Source organism: Pseudomonas sp. WJP1, from assembly GCF_028471945.1.
Classification (GTDB): Bacteria; Pseudomonadota; Gammaproteobacteria; order Pseudomonadales; family Pseudomonadaceae; genus Aquipseudomonas.
The window spans coordinates 1,899,855-1,918,708 of record NZ_CP110128.1 but is presented as its reverse complement, the minus strand read 5'-3'; the positions used below and the strand labels follow the sequence as shown (position 1 = coordinate 1,918,708).

At 50.5% G+C, this 18,854-nt stretch carries 13 protein-coding genes and 1 pseudogene; 10 read left to right on the top strand and 4 right to left on the bottom strand.

Going from position 1 to position 18,854, the window contains the following annotated elements; genetic code table 11:
• Positions 1-98: 98 nt before the first annotated feature.
• Complete coding sequence (locus tag OH720_RS08735) at positions 99-2,006, bottom strand: polysaccharide biosynthesis protein (RefSeq protein ID WP_442967307.1); 1,908 nt, start codon at positions 2,004-2,006, stop codon at positions 99-101.
• 573 nt (positions 2,007-2,579) lie between these two features.
• On the opposite strand from OH720_RS08735, the gene OH720_RS08730 reads away from it, so the two are divergent.
• From OH720_RS08730 to OH720_RS08685, 10 genes are all read left to right on the top strand, one after another.
• Positions 2,580-3,566, top strand: a complete 987-nt coding sequence (locus OH720_RS08730; RefSeq protein ID WP_272605262.1) for a glycosyltransferase family 2 protein — start codon at positions 2,580-2,582, stop codon at positions 3,564-3,566.
• Positions 3,567-4,151: 585 nt separating this feature from the next.
• Positions 4,152-4,703, top strand: coding sequence for a dTDP-4-dehydrorhamnose 3,5-epimerase (gene rfbC, locus OH720_RS08725; RefSeq protein ID WP_272605261.1), 552 nt, complete (start codon positions 4,152-4,154; stop codon positions 4,701-4,703).
• Positions 4,703-5,530: an ABC transporter permease gene (locus OH720_RS08720; protein WP_272605260.1), complete on the top strand. Its 828-nt coding sequence runs from the start codon at positions 4,703-4,705 to the stop codon at positions 5,528-5,530. The genes rfbC and OH720_RS08720 overlap by 1 nt, the downstream gene beginning before the upstream one ends.
• Complete coding sequence (locus tag OH720_RS08715) at positions 5,520-6,872, top strand: ABC transporter ATP-binding protein (protein WP_272605259.1); 1,353 nt, start codon at positions 5,520-5,522, stop codon at positions 6,870-6,872. Before OH720_RS08720 ends, OH720_RS08715 begins: the two co-directional genes overlap by 11 nt.
• The gene (locus tag OH720_RS08710) at positions 6,865-11,217 is read left to right on the top strand and encodes a glycosyltransferase (protein WP_272605258.1); all 4,353 of its coding nucleotides are present in this window, start codon (positions 6,865-6,867) and stop codon (positions 11,215-11,217) included. Before OH720_RS08715 ends, OH720_RS08710 begins: the two co-directional genes overlap by 8 nt.
• Before the next feature lie 63 nt (positions 11,218-11,280).
• The gene (locus tag OH720_RS08705) at positions 11,281-13,167 is read left to right on the top strand and encodes a hypothetical protein (protein ID WP_272605257.1); all 1,887 of its coding nucleotides are present in this window, start codon (positions 11,281-11,283) and stop codon (positions 13,165-13,167) included.
• 28 nt (positions 13,168-13,195) lie between these two features.
• On the top strand, positions 13,196-14,299 hold the full coding sequence (locus tag OH720_RS08700) for a DegT/DnrJ/EryC1/StrS family aminotransferase (protein ID WP_272605256.1): 1,104 nt from the start codon (positions 13,196-13,198) through the stop codon (positions 14,297-14,299).
• Positions 14,296-15,231 carry a glycosyltransferase family 2 protein gene (locus tag OH720_RS08695; RefSeq protein ID WP_272606424.1) on the top strand — a complete coding sequence of 312 codons (936 nt, stop codon included), beginning with the start codon at positions 14,296-14,298 and terminating at the stop codon, positions 15,229-15,231. The genes OH720_RS08700 and OH720_RS08695 overlap by 4 nt, the downstream gene beginning before the upstream one ends.
• A gap of 1 nt (position 15,232) precedes the next feature.
• A complete protein-coding gene (locus OH720_RS08690) occupies positions 15,233-16,180 on the top strand; it encodes a WxcM-like domain-containing protein (protein ID WP_272605255.1) in 948 nt (315 codons plus the stop codon).
• Positions 16,181-16,188: 8 nt separating this feature from the next.
• A complete protein-coding gene (locus OH720_RS08685; RefSeq protein ID WP_272605254.1) occupies positions 16,189-16,602 on the top strand; it encodes a GtrA family protein in 414 nt (137 codons plus the stop codon).
• Here the strand turns inward: OH720_RS08685 and OH720_RS31805 are convergent.
• The 3 genes and pseudogenes from OH720_RS31805 to OH720_RS08675 form a co-directional block, all read right to left on the bottom strand.
• Positions 16,603-16,828, bottom strand: a pseudogene (locus OH720_RS31805) (transposase domain-containing protein); the annotation flags it as partial.
• A 340-nt stretch (positions 16,829-17,168) separates the two neighbouring features.
• Positions 17,169-17,570 (bottom strand): GtrA family protein, encoded by a 402-nt coding sequence (locus OH720_RS08680; protein WP_272605253.1) that lies wholly within the window; start codon positions 17,568-17,570, stop codon positions 17,169-17,171.
• Complete coding sequence (locus tag OH720_RS08675) at positions 17,567-18,853, bottom strand: NAD(P)/FAD-dependent oxidoreductase (protein WP_272605252.1); 1,287 nt, start codon at positions 18,851-18,853, stop codon at positions 17,567-17,569. Before OH720_RS08675 ends, OH720_RS08680 begins: the two co-directional genes overlap by 4 nt.
• Position 18,854 lies beyond the last annotated feature (1 nt).

Here is an 18,854-nt window from a genome sequence, read left to right as displayed (position 1 = left end):
GACATCGGTTGAGGAAGCAGCTTTTCCGCAGCTGCTTCCTCAAGTTAGGTGATGTGGGGAGGGTGTCAAAAATGTGTCTGTTGCGGGATGTGAGACAATCAGGGTTCGAGGCGACGTTGCTGGTAGATCCAGTCGACGATTTCGTCGTCGGGAGTGTAGCCACTGACGGTTTCGCGCAGGAGTTGGCGGACTCGTGCGTAGTCATCGCGCTCAACCGCGTTAAGCAGCTCAGTCAGCTTTGACTTGAGTACTTCCCAAGGTAGATGATCTTCATTGGCACTCATAATCATCGGATGCTGTGTCGCGCCTACGTTGTCGCCAATCAACAACTCCTCATAAAGCTTCTCGCCGGGGCGCAGTCCGGTAAATTCGATCGCGATGTCACCCTGGAGATTTTTCTCCGAGCGGATACTCAATCCAGACAGATGAATCATCTTCTCTGCCAACTCGACAATCTTCACCGGCTCGCCCATGTCGAGCACGAACACATCGCCGCCCTGCCCCATGGAGCCCGCCTGGATTACCAGTTGCGCGGCTTCGGGAATGGTCATGAAATAGCGAGTGATTTTCGGGTGAGTGACCGTTAATGGGCCACCGGATTTGATCTGGCTGTGGAACAGCGGGATCACTGAGCCGGAGGAACCCAGCACATTGCCAAAGCGCACCATGGTGAAACGGGTCTTGTTGACCCGGGAGACATTGGTCTTGTCGCCGAACAACACCGGGGCAATTTCACGACTGAGGGCTTGAAGGGTCAACTCGGCCAACCGCTTGGTACTGCCCATGACATTGGTCGGGCGCACGGCCTTATCGGTGGAGATCAACACAAAGTTGGACACACCCGATTGCAACGCAGCCTGAGCAGTGTTGAGCGTGCCAATGACGTTGTTAAGCACGCCTTCAGCAATGTTGTGCTCGACCATTGGGACGTGCTTATACGCGGCAGCGTGGTAGACGGTGTCCACACCCCAGGTTTTCATCACATCCAGAAGTTTGTCTTGGTGCCGGATCGAGCCGAGGATAGGAAGCAGACGGACAGGAACCGACTCCCTGCAGGCGCGCCGCTCCAATTCCGACAGAATGCTGTAGAGGTTGAATTCGCTGTGATCGAACAACAGAAGCGTTGTCGGCCCAAGCGAGAAAATCTGCCGGCTAAGCTCCGCGCCGATCGATCCGCCAGCGCCCGTGACCATTACTGTCTTGCCTTTGATACAACGTTCGAGCAGGTCAGGTTGCGCTGGTACCGAGTCACGACCCAGAAGGTCCGCGATATCCACTTCCTGGATATCTTCGACCTTTACCCGGCCGCTGGCCAGATCGGTGAAGCTGGGTACGCTTCGGATATGAAGCGGGTAACGCTCCAGGATAGTGAGAATTTCCCGACGTCGTGCGCGGGTAGACGACGGCAGGGCCAGGAGGATTTCCTGCGCGCCGGTTTCGTCAATCATCTGTTGGATGTGTTTGGGTTTGTAGACCTGTAGCCCTGCAATCGAACGATCCGCAATGCTTGGATCATCATCGATAAACGCCACGGGACGCATGACCCGGCCCATACGAAGCGCAGCGACAAGCTGATTGCCTGCTACGCCTGCACCATATATTGCAACCTTGGTGAGACCATCATTTCGATTGGTAAAAGGCACATGCTGAGCGCCGGCGAACCAATCACCCATGAAGTATTGGCGCATGCAAAGACGCAGACCACCAATGATGACAAGGCTGAGCCACCAGTAATTGAAAATGATGGACCGCGGCACTACGGCTTCATGGTTGCTGTACCAGTAGACCACGACCGCAAGGATCAACGAGGACAGGCTCACAGCCTTGATAATGGCGATCAACGCATCGTTGCCAAAATAGCGCATGACCGCACGGTACATGCCGAAGCGGATGAATAAGGGAATGGCTACAACCGGCGCGCAGGCGAAGAGCCAGAAGTGGGCCTTCAAAGGGTTGTACATGTCGTCGATGCCGAGGCGGACGATGAAAGCAAGCCAAAGAGCCATCCACACCAGCACAACGTCGGTGGCGACTTGAATCAGCCGTTTTTTCCGGCGAGGAAGGCTAACCAAAAAAACCCTGAGCCTATCCGTAACGTCATCGAACACTATTCCCGCTCCCTCTCTCGGACGTTGCTACAGTGTACCTGCGTGAGCGCTTCGATCACATGGCAATGCCCGCCTGCCCAACAACATGACCGATTTCAAGGCGAATGCCAAAATTTCATTCACGAACATGAGCGGGCATCCTGTTTTCGCATGACAGCGATCAACGCCCCTCGTAGCATGTGTATCACGACCCTCACCACCTAATCCGTAGAAGCACCGCTTTCACAATGTCGCGGACGCATGGATTTGATCATGCAAAAGGGGCGAAGTGCCGCTGACACAGACATTTTGAGCAATCCACCTTAAAATGCCCAACGCCTCACTTTTTCCACGGATAAAATCTCGATGAGCTAACGCCTTACCTCAAAGAATTCAGCATCCAAAATTGCGCATCCTCACCGAGTTCAACTGAATCAGAAGGCTAAACTCCTGTTGAGACTAGTACGAATCGGCAATGCTTGAGATTTAAAAATGAACACGCAGCCACATCGCTTGAGCTCAAGTCAGATGACTCATGGTTCTCTAGCGGTCGAGACATCCAAGGCGAAAGTCGCTATTTTGCTTTGTACATATAACGGGTCCAGATTTCTTGGTGAGCAACTCGAGTCGTTTATCAGGCAAACGCATAAAAACTGGATTATTTATGCTTCCGACGATGGTTCGATCGATGACACGCTAGTCGTGCTGAACAACTATCAACAGGTACTGGGTAAGGACCGCCTAATCCTATTGACCGGCCCACGTCAAGGCTTTGCCAGAAATTTTCTATCGCTGATTAAAAATCGGTCAATCATCGCCGACTACTACGCGTTCAGCGATCAAGACGATATCTGGTTCGAGGACAAGCTCGAACGAAGCATTGCCAAAGCTTCTATTCCCCAACGCATTCCTGCCCTTTATTGCTCAAGGACACGCCTGATTTCAGCTGACAAACAGGCACAAGGCTACTCTCCCCTTTTTTCCGCTGCGCCTGGGTTCGGCAATGCCTTGGTTCAAAGCATTGCCGGGGCAAATACCATGCTCATTAACACCCAAGCACGCGAACTGTTGGCTAAGACGCCGGACGATGCAGTGATCGTCGCCCATGACTGGCTGACCTATCTGCTCGTCACGGGTTGCGGCGGAAAAGTCTTCTATGATCCTCAGCCCACTCTTGATTATCGCCAGCACAACGAGAACCTCATCGGTGCAAACAACGGGTTGCGGGATCGATTGGTCCGCCTGGCAAAAATGTGCACGGGAAGATTCAGTGAATGGAGCACTCAAAACCTGCGAATCTTGAACAGCTTCCGGCCAAGGCTGACACCTCAAAGCCAACAGACGATGGAGCGATTTGAACAAGCTCGCCAAAGCTCGTTTTTTACGCGGCTTTACCTGATGAAAAAATCAGGAATCTATCGTCAAACGCTGCCAGGCAACATCAGCCTCTTCATCGCAGCATGCTTGAACAGAATCTGAGCTGCACATTCAAGGGTCAACCCGTATGGGGCATGGATGCCTCTGCGCCTCACATATGGTAAGGTGCCGCCCGCCATCGGCGAAGGGTCGTTGAGGGATCGCCGCGCCATGCGAAAATAAGGGCAATGCTCAGTCAGTATCAGCCCGACATCCAGCACAGAGGTTGCCCGATAATATCCCCCGAGGCTCCGCTCCTTCGGTAGGCGATGATGGACTCAAGACCTTTATGTAAAGCAGTCGTTACATTCAGTTTCGTCATTGGGCACATTTAACACAGGCTCTTCGAAAGAGCCGTGAAAAGCGTCGAAAAGACACGATATTGATGAGAATTGGTAACCGCTGAAGGAACGAAATGAAGCGAGATGGCGTAATTCCCACTGCACTGTCAGGTGGCAACAAAACTATGCGTGAGATCAGACCCTTCAACTTTCCATCAGCACGCCCAAAAGAGCCGGTGAGTGCCTACTCGCCAGAACCTGTCCTTGCCAGTCCAGGTTCGCCCCTCAAAGTTCTGTTGACACTGGCAATGCGCCTCTTGCAGATGGCCATCACAGTGACATCACCCTTTTTTTTGGTTGAGAATTCATGACGAAAAAAACAACATTGCTGGCCATCCCCGAGGTCATCCTTTTTGAGCCAAAAATCTATGGTGACGACCGCGGCTTTTTTTATGAAAGTTTCAACAAAAAAACCTTTGATGACGCAGTAGGCCGCGACGTCCAGTTCGTCCAGGATAATCACTCAAGCTCGGCAAAGGGTGTGTTGCGGGGACTCCACTATCAGATCAAGCATCCTCAGGGCAAGCTGGTTCGCGTAACGGTGGGCGAAGTCTTTGATGTTGCCGTTGACCTGCGCAAAAGCTCACCTACTTTCGGTAAATGGGTCGGCGCCTATCTCAGCGCTGAAAACAAACATCAGCTATGGGTACCTGAAGGGTTCGCCCATGGCTTCGTTGTTCTGTCGCCTACCGCCGAATTCTTGTACAAAACCACCGATTACTACGCACCTGCCCATGAACGCAGTCTGGCATGGAACGATCCTGCCATCGGTATCGAGTGGCCACTTGACGAAGCACCTACCCTGTCCGTCAAGGATCAGGCAGCAGCCCTGCTTAAAAATGCTGAGGTGTTTGCCTAGTGAATCCACATCTGTCTCCCGGAAGTGGACCTGCCAGCCTCGTCAAAAGCTTGTGGCATAACCGGCAACTTATCGCGCAAATGACCACCCGCGAAGTGGTCGGGCGCTACCGTGGCTCGGTAATGGGCTTGGCTTGGTCCTTTTTCAATCCGATATTGATGCTGGCCGTATACACCTTTGTTTTTTCCGAGATATTCAAGGCCCGCTGGGTCGGCATGGATCCGGGCAAAGGTGGTTTTGCCATCCTGTTGTTCGTCGGCATGATTGTTCATGGTTTGTTTGCCGAATGCGCAAACCGCGCGCCGTCGCTGATTCTGACCAACGGCAACTACGTAAAAAAGGTCGTTTTCCCCCTGGAAATTCTTCCGGTCATTACCTTGGGGTCGGCCTTGTTCCATAGCAGCATCAGCCTGCTGGTCCTGCTGATCGCCCAAGTGATCCTGACGCATACGATGCAATGGACGGCCCTGCTGTTCCCGTTGATTCTGGTGCCGCTGCTATTGGCAACCCTGGGCTTCAGCTGGTTTCTGGCATCCCTCGGGGTGTTTCTGCGCGATGTCGGGCATGTCATCGCGGTCCTGACCACCGTGCTGCTGTTTTTGTCCCCTGTGCTGTACCCCGTAGCTGCGTTACCCGAGGTGTATCAGCCTTGGCTGATGCTCAACCCGCTGACTTACATCATTGAAGAAAGCCGTAACGTTCTGCTTTTCGGACATTGGCCTCAGTGGGACAGCCTGGGCATAGCGATGATTATCGGCTCACTCATCGCCGCTGCCGGATTCTGGTTCTTCCAAAAAACACGAAAAGGGTTCGCTGATGTCCTCTGATAATGTCGCAATCAGCGTACAAAACATCTCAAAGTGTTTTTATACCTACGACAAACCCCGGGATCGCCTGAAGCAGGCAATCATGCCGCGCCTGCAACGCTGGGCGGGTGACGAGATCACCACCTACGGCAAGGAATTCTGGGCATTACGCGATATCAGCTTTGATGTAAAAAAAGGCGAAACCGTTGGGATCGTGGGCCGCAACGGCTCTGGTAAATCCACGCTTCTGCAAATCATTTGCGGCACCCTGACGCCCACTACCGGTTCGATCGAAACCCGAGGACGTATTGCCGCGTTGCTGGAACTTGGCTCCGGCTTCAACCCGGAGTTCACCGGACGCGAAAACATCTATCTCAACGCCGCAGTACTGGGCCTGACCCGGGATGAGGTTGCCGAACGATTCGACGCGATCGCAGGCTTTGCAGACATCGGCGAGTTCATTGACCAGCCCGTGAAAGCCTATTCAAGCGGCATGGCCGTGCGCTTGGCATTTGCTGTACAGGCCCAGGTAGATCCCGACATTCTGATCGTGGATGAAGCCCTTTCCGTTGGGGACGCCCGATTCCAGGCCAAGTGCTTTGAACGCCTGCGGCAACTCAAAGACAACGGGACCAGCATCTTGCTCGTCACCCACGCCAGTGAGCAGGTCGTTACTCACTGTTCTCGTGCGATTCTGATCAACGACAGCAGAATCGAACTCATCGGCGAGTCTCGGCCGGTGGTCAACCGCTACATGGACATTCTCTTCGGCCGCGAAAAGCGTCCGGAAAAAGAGGAAGCCCCTGCGCCACTGGCCGTGCCGCAATCCCGAGCTACTGAAGCTGTAAAGCTCAGCTTCGAGCCAAACGCCTATGCGGGGCGGCCAGGTTATAACCCCCATGAGTACCGCTGGGGCGACGGTGCTGCCTCTTTGCTGGATTTTCATTTGAGTGCTGCAGGACGCGAGTACCCGAACACGATTGAAACGGGTGAAGAAATCGAACTTAATCTCGCGGTACAATTCAATCATATGGTTGTCAGTCCGATACTTGGCTTTACCATCAAGACCAAGGAAGGGGTAACGGTTTACGGTACCAATTCATACCTGCTTGATTGTGAATCGATGCAAACGATCGGTTCCGAAGGCACCCAAGCTACCGCCTGCTTGAAGTTTGTTAACCGGCTTGCAACAGGTGATTACTTTATTTCCGTAGGGATCGCATCCAGGTCCGGTGAAGATATCTTGCCTCACGACCGACGCTACGACTCTATCCACTTTGTCGTAGCTCCCACGCCACAGGTGTTGGGCTTGATAGATCTAGGTGCCTCCATGGAAATCAAATTGGTAACTGAAAATGTTTGAACTCGATCGCTACGGGTATACCCGCGACGAACAGACCGGCGTATGGGTGCGTTCCGATTACCAAGGTATAGCTTACAGCGACGGTGACGTGACTGAAAACAAACTCGCCGCGATTATTCGCGATGCCGGGGATGTATCCGTCCTGTCCGAAGAGTTGCCTCAACACTGCACCGATTGGGCGACGCTTTACCATCTAAGCTCCATTCGCGGCAATATCCTGCGCCCGTTCGAACATCTGCTCAAAGGCAAGGTCCTGGAGATCGGTGCAGGCTGCGGTGCAATCAGCCGGTTCCTGGGCGAATGCGGCGCACAGTTGCTGAGCCTCGAAGGCAGCCCGCGACGCGCGTCCATTGCCGCCAGTCGCACCCGCGGACTGTCGAATGTGACGGTTTTGGCGGAGCGCTTCGACGACTTCAAGACTGACGAACAATTCGACGCCATCACGCTTATCGGTGTGCTGGAGTACGCCAGCATGTTCAGCTCCGATGCTGACCCTGCCTATGCCATGCTCAAACGTATTCGCGGCTTGCTCAAACCTGATGGGCATCTTTTTATTGCCATTGAAAATCAGCTTGGCTTGAAGTATTTCGCCGGTGCGCCGGAGGATCATGTCAGCGTCCCCATGTATGGCATCGAAGGCCGATACGCCGAAGGCCAACCCAAAACCTTTGGACGTAAAGAGCTAGCGCGACTGATCGAGCGAGCAGGCTTCAAATCCTCGACATTCCTGTCCCCAAGCCCGGACTACAAGCTGCCGAACTCGATCATCACCGAGGCGGGTTTCACCTCGAACGAGTTCGACGCCGCGGCACTGGCTTGGCAGAACGTAAAAAAAGACCCGCAACTGCCCGTGTTGACATACTTCAATCTGGAAAAAGCATGGCCGGTTGTCATCGATAATGATCTGGGCATGGATTTAGCCAATTCGTTCCTGGTGGCCGCTTCCTGTGCTGGCACCGCTGCGGTCCCGGAGACAACGCTCGCCTACCATTACAGCACCGGTCGAAAAGCGGCGTACTGTAAGGAGTCGCTGTTTGTTGAGTCGGACCAAGGTATTGAAGTCCAATATCGGCGCTTGGGAAAAGAAACAGCCCCCGAACAGGATGAGGCTTTCAAGTACATACTTCCTGCCACAGATGCCTATGCCACAGGAAAAATCCTTAGCCTGCCATTTTTGGAAACGGCCGCCACCATTGATTGGACTCCCCTCAGTTTCAATCCATTTCTCACGGTGTATCTCCAACATTTGAAAGTACTCCTTGCAAAAGAAGGAGTTGACCTTGGTCTTGAAAACATCACGGATCTGTTGCCTGGGCGGTACATTGATGCGGTTCCCCATAACATCGTTATTGATGACCACGGGAACCCGTCCCTGATCGATGTTGAATGGGAAATTTCTGACGGTGTAGAGCTGGGTCATCTTTTGATGCGCGCCCTGCTCCTGCTGCTGGCTTGTGCCAACCCTCTTTCAGCCAGCGCTTCAACCCTGAGCAGACAGGCGTTCATCATCCAACTGTTAGAAAGCGTGAACCTTCACATCACGCCTGAAGACCTTCAGCGTTACATTGTCAAAGAGGCTCGCTTCCAGGAAAAAGTGACAGGGCGCAGTATCTCCAATTTTCTTGACTGGTCTCCCGACAAGACAATTTATACCTTTGGCGCAGCCCAAATGAAGCGGCCGCATGCAACCCTATATTACAGTGCTACCTCAGACTCGTTTTCCGAGCGTAAGACAATCAGCCAGGAAGTACAAAATGGTGCACAAACACTGGCCTTTTCGTTGGCTGCGATTTCCACTGACAGCAACGTACTGAGATTTGACCCGATCGACGCTCGACAGTCATTTACCATCAGCCAAATGAAAATTGTCCGTGACAATCAAACCGTTTGGCTGTGGGAAGGTGAACTCAAGTCCGATTCTGGCGTAATAAAGTTCAGACGCGCCGACAAGAGCGCGCTATATCTGTCCCTCACCACTGACCCTTATCTGGTCTTGCCTGTCGAACTTCAAACACTGGGAAGTCTTGAACAGCTGACACTGGAAATAGACTTGACATTACTTATGGATGAGCAAATCGCTCAAGAGATTACCGTGCTTAGTGAATCAGCATCGAACGAAACTTTTGCCAACCTCACAAAACCGCTGGAGCGGGAACTGGAAGCGGCAAACATCAGATATTCAGAATTGCAACAGTCCACGCAGAAACAGTTAGAACTGCTAAGCCAAAGAAATTTGGAGTTGGAACAACTGCAACTCAATAACTTGCTGGCCGACGAGCTCAATGAAAAAGTTCTGCAGATTCAGAACCTGGAAGGCAAGCTCACGCTTCAACAGGTGCAAAAAGATACACACATCCATAATCTGAACTTACAGATTATTAGCATGCAAAGCTCTTCCAGCTGGAAGCTGACTGCCCCTCTGCGCCGATCTATTCTGATCATGCGCCGCCTGCGTAAAATGCTTCGGGTACTGCCTTCGGCCATCCGTCGGGGCGGCGGCATTCAAAGCACGGCTCAAAAAGCTTTGGCTGTCTGGAAAAGCCAGGGAACCGCAGGCCTTATCGCCCGTCTTCGGTGGATCAATGGTGCAAGCGAGTTTGCATTTATTGGACAGGAAACCCGCGAAGTACCGGACCGTCACGATTATGCAAGGTGGGTCGCGTACTACGACACCATAGATGACAATGGTCGCTGGCGCATGAAGGAAGAAATCAGAAAATGGGCAAGGAAGCCTTTGATTTCGATCATCATGCCCGTGTACAACCCGCCTATCGACCTGCTTCGTGAAGCCGTAGAAAGTGTACAGGCTCAGTTGTATCCAAACTGGCAGCTATGCCTTGCTGACGACGCGTCGACACAACCCGCAGTGCATGAATATCTTAAATCGCTGGCCAAGGAAGATAAGCGCATCAAAGTAGTTTTCCGCTCGGAAAACGGCCACATTTCCCGCGCCAGTAACTCTGCGCTTGAAGTAGCCACAGGGCAATACGTTGCTCTGATGGACAATGATGATCTGTTGCCCGAGCACGCACTCTACTGGGTCGCTCGCACCATCATTGAGAATCCAGATGTAGGGCTGATTTATTCCGATGAAGACAAGATCGATACCGACGGAAAAAGAAGCTCGCCTTATTTCAAATCGGACTGGAACGAGTTTCTGTTTCGCTCGCAGAATATGGTTTGCCACCTGGGTGTCTATCGCAGAGATCTGGTGGAAAAAGTCGGTCAATTTCGCCCAGGCTTTGAAGGTGCACAGGACTACGACCTGGCGCTACGTTGCAGCGAGCAGCTGGAACGCGAGCAGATCATCCACATCCCACGTGTGCTGTACCACTGGCGCATACACGCTGGTAGCACGGCGATGTCTGGTGGTGAAAAACCTTATGCGGCCATTGCCGGTGTAAAAGCGCTGGATGAACATTTGCAACGCAAAGGTGACATCGGCAAGACCGAGCTGTTGCCGATGGGGATGTACCGTGTTCACTATCAGCTACCTGCACAGTTGCCTTTGGTCACCCTGATCATTCCGACCAGAAATGCTCACGGACTGGTCAAACAGTGCATTGACAGTATCAAGGCGCTAACGACCTACCCTCATTATGAAATTATCTTGATCGATAATGGTTCAGACGACCCGGCATCGCTTGATTACTTTTCTGAAATCGACAAGGAAGACAACATTCGCGTATTGCGCGACGACGGTCCTTTCAATTACTCGGCATTGAACAACGGCGCAGTGCGCATAGCCAATGGCTCACTGATTGGCCTGGTCAACAACGACATTGAGATCATCACCCCCGAGTGGCTTGATGAGATGGTATCGATCGCCTTGCAACCAAATGTGGGGGCCGTAGGCGCCCGTCTTTGGTATCCAGATGACCGGTTACAGCACGGTGGCGTTATCGTCGGTGTCGGCGGTGTGGCTGGGCATTCGCATAAATATCTGCCCAAGGGTGATTATGGGTATTTCTGCAGAGCCGGGTTGATTCAAGAGTTTTCTGCCGTGACTGCAGCGTGTTTGATCATCAAAAAATCAACATTTGATCAAGTCGACGGGCTGGATGAAGAACACTTGAAGATCGCGTTCAATGATGTTGATTTCTGTCTGCGGGTCCAGGAAGCGGGCTATATCAACGTGTGGACGCCATTTGCTGAAATGTACCATCACGAGTCGGCTACTCGCGGACAAGAAGACACTCCAGAAAAAAAACAACGCTTCATGAAAGAGATTACTTATGTTCAGGCTCGCTGGCCCGACCTTCAAAAGGACTATGCTTACAATCCAAACCTGACACTTGATCATGAAGACTTTGGATTAGCTTGGCCACCTCGTATAAAACTCTAACCAAAGCCGAAATAAAATTTATCGCATTAAAATTTAATGCGATTTTGATTCAATCGAGAAAATATGATGTCGACTATCTTGGCACAAAACGACACGAAAACACAAAAAGTCACTTTTTTTAAATGGGCGCGATATTTATTAATTGCACTCCCAATCATCAGCTTGGCTTTTAATGCGATTTCATTACTTCGCTTTGGCACTGACATACCTTACTGGGATGATTGGCGCCAATATCAAGATGGCAACATGGGGCGAATTGATTTCAGCTACCTAATGACCTCTGCGAATGACACTTTATATCCCATCGGCCTTCTACTTGACTCGTTAGCATTCAGATTTCTGGATGGAAACACAATTACCTATCAATTTCTATCACTGATATTTATCCTTGGATCTTTATTAGCCCTTCAGTGGCGCCTTATAACTATTTGCACGACCAACAATATGGTTCGCGCATGCGCTTTTAGCCTAAGCTTATTAATGCTGCAGCCGGATACATATTGGGGTCTTCAAAATCTCGCGTATCATCAAGCTCTTCCTTTGGTGTGCATACTTAGCATTCTTAACATTGCACTCACAAGAAATCTCAAACTCAGATATGTTATCTTACCGGTAACTATTTTAGGATTTATTTCAGGCTTTTCTTACATTAGCGGTGCATTCGCAACGCTAAGCCTCTGCGCATCCCTTTTCATTTGTCATTATTTTATTGAAAAAAACGATAAAAAAATGCTCCTTGTCTGCGCATTATCTTTAGCGCCAGCAGCAATAATTTGTACCTTAATGCAAGTTTGGGTAATCGTTGGCATTCAACACGGAACACATATAGCAGGCGTAGGGATGGCTTATCCCTGGGAAAGTGATTTCTGGTTTTTCTTACTTGGAAAAATCGGACGATCATTAATGCTTCCTACCAGCACACCGGCTTTATCATTTCTCACCACAGCTTTAGTAATCGCTCTAACCAGCGCTTGCGTATTATCAATCATAATTAAATTCGTAAAAAACAAGTGCAACAACCCTCTCTCACACCATGCGTTTGTTTTTTTAAGCCTGTCCATAGTCACATTTGTTTACTTACTCCTGGTGGCAGCGGGAAGAACCAACATCCGCTCCGAACTTACTCAAGCACCGCTAGATATATTCCTCTTCGGCTTCCAAAGATTTCACTTTTTTTGGGTAACACTGCTATGGCCATGGCTGGCTATTTATCTACTCAGCAGGATGAGCGACGCCAATAATTCAAACTTGAAAGAAAAACTAATCACTGCGCTATTTTTATTCGGTGCCTTTTTTGCAGTTTTGAAAACCCCCATCATCAATCATGAGAGCTTCTATCAAACTCATATGCTGGACAGACTGGAAGGTATTAAATGCTTGCAAACTAAAATCCAAACCTACGACAACTTGGTTTGCCCAGAGTTATTCCCTACTGATTTGACGCAAGCGCTTAACAATGCAAAAAAAGCGGGAGCCTCGTTCACTCGCACTCTAACATATATACCGACCCCCTTCGGCTCTGATCGCCCCGCTGCGTTTTTCAAAACATCTAATCACGCCAATCAAACAAGGGCAGTAAACCTAACATACAACAACCAAGCTGGTGATTTATCAAGCATCACCACCAAAACTGATCCACAGTTATATTTTTCAACTGATAACCCTAAAGAAATGCAGAGCTGCCGAACACTTGAGATCACAGCCAATCTTAAGGCCATAGGGCCAGAGAGAAGTCAACTTTTTTACTTACCAATAAACAACCCGATACTCAGCGAAGCGAACTCAAAAAAATCCGAAATAGATAATTCTGAAGACTTCAAAACAATATCATTTATTTTAACTAGCGACTCAGGCTTTCAGGATAGCCTACGCTTCGACCCCGTGATGAACTCCCAGATCATCTCAATCAAAGGTATCGAAGTTCGATGCCGTGAGAAAACATTAAAATAACCCTGTATTTCCATCTGGAACTAAATTTATGGCAACTACATTCATACCATTATTTTCCGCTAAAATAGTCAATAGCTCGCTAGACTTCATGACACCATTGAAAAAAGTATTAGATAGTCATTGGTACATTTTAGGTGACGAGGTTAAAGCCTTTGAATATGAGTTTGCTCAATATGTAGGCGTAAATCACTGCATTAGTGTCGCAAATGGCTCAGAGGCACTAGAGTTGGCCCTAAGGGGCTTGGGCGTCCAGCCAGATGATCGCGTCGTAGCGGTCGCCAATGCCGGTTTTTACGGAAGCACCGCTATACATGCGGTTGGTGCTACCCCTCTATACGTCGAAATCGACCCTGTAACACTGACTCTTTGCCCTAAAGCGTTGATGGCGGTCATCGACACCAAACCCGCCGTTATAATCGTTACACACCTTTATGGCCAACTGGCTAATATAGAAGAAATCGTCCGTATCGCCGAAGCCGCCGGAATCCCTGTTCTGGAAGATTGTGCTCAGTCTCACGGAGCACGGCGCAATGGAAAGCAGGCAGGCAGTTTCGGAACAGTTGCCTGTTTTAGCTTTTATCCAACTAAAAACCTTGGCGCGCTGGGTGATGGCGGCGCAGTGGTAACCAATGATAGTGAATTAGCTAGCAAAATTAGCCAGTTGCGCCAATACGGCTGGTCCGAAAAGTATCAAGTCACCATTCCCGGCGGAAGAAATAGCCGCCTGGACGAGCTTCAAGCAGCTATCTTGCGCATCAAGCTTCCACTTTTGGATCAATGGAATGATTCTCGACGTTCAATTGCGAAACGCTACAATGAAGCATTCGCCAAACTGGACATGTTGCTGCCCTCTTCAATCGATGTTGACTATGTCGCGCACCTCTATGTCGTCAGAGTAAAAAACCGTGCGGCCTTTGCCGCTACACTGAAAGAACACTGTGTAAGCACCGATATTCATTACCCAATTGCGGACCATGATCAGCCAGGATACAAGGCCGAATCTGTATCACTTAAAGAAACCGAGCTTGCGTGCCAAACTGTTATTTCTCTGCCTTGCTTCCCAGGCCTAACTGATAATGAAGTCAGCCGAGTAATCGAAGCGGTTACGGCCTACTTCTCCAAGGGGGAATAATTTTGCTCACGCTAGTAATTCCGGTCTATCGCAATGAGAGCAATCTGCCCGATTTGCTAGCGGCCGTTTGTGCGTTGAACGTTAAGTTGGATAAGGCGCTTGAAGTGGTGTTCGTCATTGATGGCAGCCCCGACCGATGCTACGAGATACTACGTGAGTCGCTACCAAATCAGCCGTTCCGTTCGAAACTGATATTGCTGTCGAAGAATTTCGGCTCGTTCATGGCTATCCGGACTGGGTTGCAGCACGGCACGGGTGACCGCTTTGCGGTCATGGCCGCCGATCTGCAAGAGCCTCCTGAATTAGTGTTGAGGATGAACACTATTCTGTGCGAGATGAAAACTGATGTTGTGGTAGGTGTCCGGGAGTCGCGTCAAGACCCTTGGGCTTCAAGAACGGCTTCCAGGATATTCTGGGGGCTTTATCGCCGCTATGTCATACCTGAGATCCCGCCTGGCGGCGTCGATATGTTTGCCTGCAACAAAACATTTCGTGACTCATTGCTGACACTTGACGAACGCCACAGCTCGCTGATTGCTCAAATATTTTGGCTTGGTTATCGACGCGAAGTCGTGACCTACTCTCGCCTAGTCAGAGTACATGGAACATCGGCCTGGACGTTCCGTAAAAAAGTAAACTACTTGATGGACAGTGTGTTCTCGTTCACTGACCTGCCAATTCGACTGCTGATCAGGGTTGGTGCCATGGGCTCAGGGTTAGCGGCCTTTTTTGGGGTATTTACGCTGTTCGCCAAGATGCACGGAATGATTGAAGTACCCGGCTACGCGATGATTGTGTTGGCGATCACATTCCTGGGCTGCCTGAACCTTCTGGGTTTGGGCATCGTCGGCTCTTACGCATGGCGAACTTATGAAAATACAAAAAATCGACCTTTAGCCATTCCGATGCGCGTTGAGGGATTTGGAGAATAATATGACTATTACCAAAAATTACTTCGTTCACAGCCATGCACTGTGCGAATCGGAAAATATAGGTAAAGACTCAAGAGTTTGGGCATTTGCCCATATCTTGCCGGGTGCCCGCCTGGGCGCCGAATGTAACGTCTGTGATAACGTTTTTATCGAAAATGACGTCATCATCGGTGACCGTGTTACGCTAAAGTGTGGTGTTCAAGTGTGGGATGGCATCACGATTGAAGACGACGTTTTCATTGGACCCAATGCCACGTTTACCAACGATTTGTTCCCGCGAAGCAAGGTCTACCCGACTACTTTTGCCAGGACCATTATTAAAAAGGGCGCGTCATTAGGGGCTAACTGCACCGTTTTGCCCGGATTAACTATTGGTACTAATGCAATGATCGGCGCGGGTGCGGTTGTGACTCGCTCCATACCGCCAAACGCCATCGTAGTGGGTAACCCCGCCAAGATCATCGGATATGTTGATGCCAAGCCTGTCAACAGTGCCCATGAGAGCCAGGGGCAAGGGCTAGCGCCGAATGTTGTCAGTACTTCAGTCAAAGGTGTGACTATTCACACCATGAAGGAGGTTGCAGACATACGCGGGAGCCTTTCGGCAGGTGAGTTCGAGCGCTCCGTTCCATTCAAGACAGAACGCTACTTTCTGGTTTACAACGTGCCGACCGCAGAAACGCGCGGCGAGCACGCCCACAGAGAATGCCACCAGTTCCTCGTAGCGGTTAAGGGCTCGGTTCATGTAGTCGCGGATGACGGTTATAACCGGGAAGAAATCATATTGGACAGCCCAAACAAGGGCGTTCATTTGCCACCTATGACATGGGGCATACAATACCGTTATTCCCAAGATGCCGTGTTGTTGGTCTTTGCATCCCACTATTACGACGCAGACGATTACATTCGCAACCATGATGAGTTCACTCACCTGATTCGGTCACGCTGAGCATACAGATGATAAACCAGGCACTTTCAAGAATCCTCAGATTGGAGATTGCTAGGTTTTTATTGTCAGGGGGGCTGAACACCGCCCTGACATATGGAATCTACTTACTGGTTTTGTTGTTCTTACCCTACAAGACCAGTTATACCATCTCATATATTTCAGGGATCGGCATTGCGTATGCGTTAAATCGTTTTTTCGTATTTAAAGGCCACCAGGGAATTAAATCAATTGCATTCTTGCCATTCATTTATTTAATCCAGTACCTTTTCAGCCTGCTTATCGTTTGGGTGTGGGTGGAGAAGCTAGGCTATGACCAACGAGTCGCACCACTTATAGCGATCACGATCACTATCCCTCTGACATTCATACTGTCAAAGATGATTTTCTCTAAAAAGCCATTAAACTCCGACAATCCGCAGTAATCATAGAAATGCCGTAAGTGCTCCATAAACCCACCGACTTGAAGATGGGGCGGATGTTCGCCGAGGTAATACCCGCGCGCACTTCCACGGCAACAAGCCTTGGTAATCCTCAATCGAGGACGCCAGTGGAGAATTCCTGTGCGTGGCGCGGCCACGCCCAGAGTTCAGGGCCGTTGACTTTGGCAGTCCCGATCAGCCTGTAGGGTTGCGCGCAAGCCATCGCGCCCTAGGCTTGCGGCTGAACATTGCCAGCTTTCGCATCAGGGAAACGCGTTGCATCCAGCCATTGCTTGTGCTCTCGAAGGGATGCTCACCTGTTGCATGTGATGTCGCTGATATTTGAGTACCCTCGACAGACTCATGCGACATTGTAAAGCCCTTACTGCCTGGCCCGAATGGGTCGTCGAAAAACTCAGGAGTAGTGCTACACCTAGCCACTCAATTGGTAGCGGTAGGAATGGCAGTTACTTGCCACCCCCCGAACAGATCTGTGCGTGCGAAGTTACTACAACTCCCACTCGTTGAGTCGAGACAGCAATAACAACGCGTAACCACAGGTGAGCGCTTTAACGAAACGACCAGCGCTTATGCCCTAAGTAACTAGTAAATACCGGAACAGCCACGCCGACCGCGTGAGCAATCTCATCAACGAACGTCTGCACGCCTAGGGCCGGCAAAACGTAAAACGCCAACCCCATACTGATAATCCACGTTTGACATGCCGCTACGATGTTAACCAAAACGAAGAACATCGCAGATTGATGGACTGACTGTTCGCTCTCTTTGAAAACAAACAGTTTTGCGAGCACAAACGCCGTAATCATGCCGGTGAGATAGGCCAGGATTACTGCCGTCGAAAACCCAACCCAATGGCTGTAGAGAATTCGCGAACCAAAGTTGACTGCTGCAGCTGCTCCCCCAGTGAACAGAAACGTCAAAAACTGCCGGGACATGAATTGTTGAATCACTTCACTGCGTCCCTTGCCATTTTCCGACCGAAATCGATACTTTCAGAGATTCCGCGATCTTCCGGGTAGTAATACGAGGTGTCCGCGACCCACAGCCCTTTTACCGGCAAGGATACTGGAGGAAGCCTGTCCAGGTAGGCCGGGTCACAAATCGGCTGGGCGTAGCGATAACGACTGGCTCGCAGGTCGATAAAATCGTCGTCTGTCAGCGATGGATTAATCTTTTTGAAATAGCGCTGAACCTTGTCGAGGAAGACCTGATCCGGCTCGGCAAATTTCGGATGTTCAGCTGGCACGTAGAACGGCACATAGACGATATGCTGATCCAGTGGCCTCAGGTTGCTGTACTCCACCACACCAGGAATATCCATATCCGGGTCATTGGTATTTAGCCAGAAGTTTTCAGTCAACGGTTTCCGCAGTTTTGCTATCACGCATACCACTGCTACGTTCTTCAGTGCCTTGAAGCGCTGGAGAATTTCATCGGGCAAATCCGGCATCACCTTGGGAATATAAGGCAGTGGAATGGTGCTGATCACTTTATCGAAATGTTCAATCTGACCATTTACCACGACCCCCTGAACGTGTCCGCCCTCCATGAGTACTTTGGTCACGGGTGACTTCAGGCGTATTTCGCCGCCATTGGCTTCTATATCACGCTTGATCGCCTGCAACAGCGTTTCCGAGCCCCCTTCCAGATAACCCAGTTTCTCCCGAAATAAGCTGTATCGTGAGCGGCCAATACGGCGAATACGACTCCAGATCCAGGCCGCAGAAAGATTGTCAGAGTAATCGTAGAACTTGTAGTCGAACAAGCGACGCCACAACACCTCCCAAGCTTCATTCCCTACCCAGCGACGGATCCAACCTGTTGCTTCAACGTTATCCAGCGGCTTCCAGTCATTGCGCTTTGTGCAAAGAAAAGCGTGTAAGCCGTAGCGAAATTTTGCGACCAGGCTCAACCCCTTGAACTTCAGCAAGGCCATCGGGTTGCCCCAGGGTTGAAGACGGTTCTGAAACCAATAGCCCATTTTGGTTTCTACCCAATGCATCTGATCTGCCAGGTTCAACTCATCCAGCATGGTGAGGAAAGCATGGTCCGAAATGCAATGGAAATGGTAGTAGCGCTCTATGCTCAGCCCGGAAAAATCGAACGCTGCAGTCATACCTCCAACACGGTCGTCGGCCTCGAAAACGACAGGCGTGTGCCCGTCCAGAGCCAATTGATACGCAACGGAGAGCCCCATGGGACCAGCTCCTAGTACTGCAATTCGTTGTCCCATA

What these genes read in the sequence shown, in the direction of transcription:
- OH720_RS08735 (WP_442967307.1), bottom strand. Translation starts at nt 2,006, where the DNA reads ATGGCTCTTTGGCTTGCTTTCATCGTCCGCCTCGGCATCGACGACATG.
- OH720_RS08730 (WP_272605262.1), top strand. Translation starts at nt 2,580, where the DNA reads ATGAACACGCAGCCACATCGCTTGAGCTCAAGTCAGATGACTCATGGT.
- rfbC (WP_272605261.1), top strand. Translation starts at nt 4,152, where the DNA reads ATGACGAAAAAAACAACATTGCTGGCCATCCCCGAGGTCATCCTTTTT.
- OH720_RS08715 (WP_272605259.1), top strand. Translation starts at nt 5,520, where the DNA reads ATGTCCTCTGATAATGTCGCAATCAGCGTACAAAACATCTCAAAGTGT.
- OH720_RS08710 (WP_272605258.1), top strand. Translation starts at nt 6,865, where the DNA reads ATGTTTGAACTCGATCGCTACGGGTATACCCGCGACGAACAGACCGGC.
- OH720_RS08705 (WP_272605257.1), top strand. Translation starts at nt 11,281, where the DNA reads ATGATGTCGACTATCTTGGCACAAAACGACACGAAAACACAAAAAGTC.
- OH720_RS08700 (WP_272605256.1), top strand. Translation starts at nt 13,196, where the DNA reads ATGGCAACTACATTCATACCATTATTTTCCGCTAAAATAGTCAATAGC.
- OH720_RS08690 (WP_272605255.1), top strand. Translation starts at nt 15,233, where the DNA reads ATGACTATTACCAAAAATTACTTCGTTCACAGCCATGCACTGTGCGAA.
- OH720_RS08685 (WP_272605254.1), top strand. Translation starts at nt 16,189, where the DNA reads ATGATAAACCAGGCACTTTCAAGAATCCTCAGATTGGAGATTGCTAGG.
- OH720_RS08675 (WP_272605252.1), bottom strand. Translation starts at nt 18,853, where the DNA reads ATGGGACAACGAATTGCAGTACTAGGAGCTGGTCCCATGGGGCTCTCC.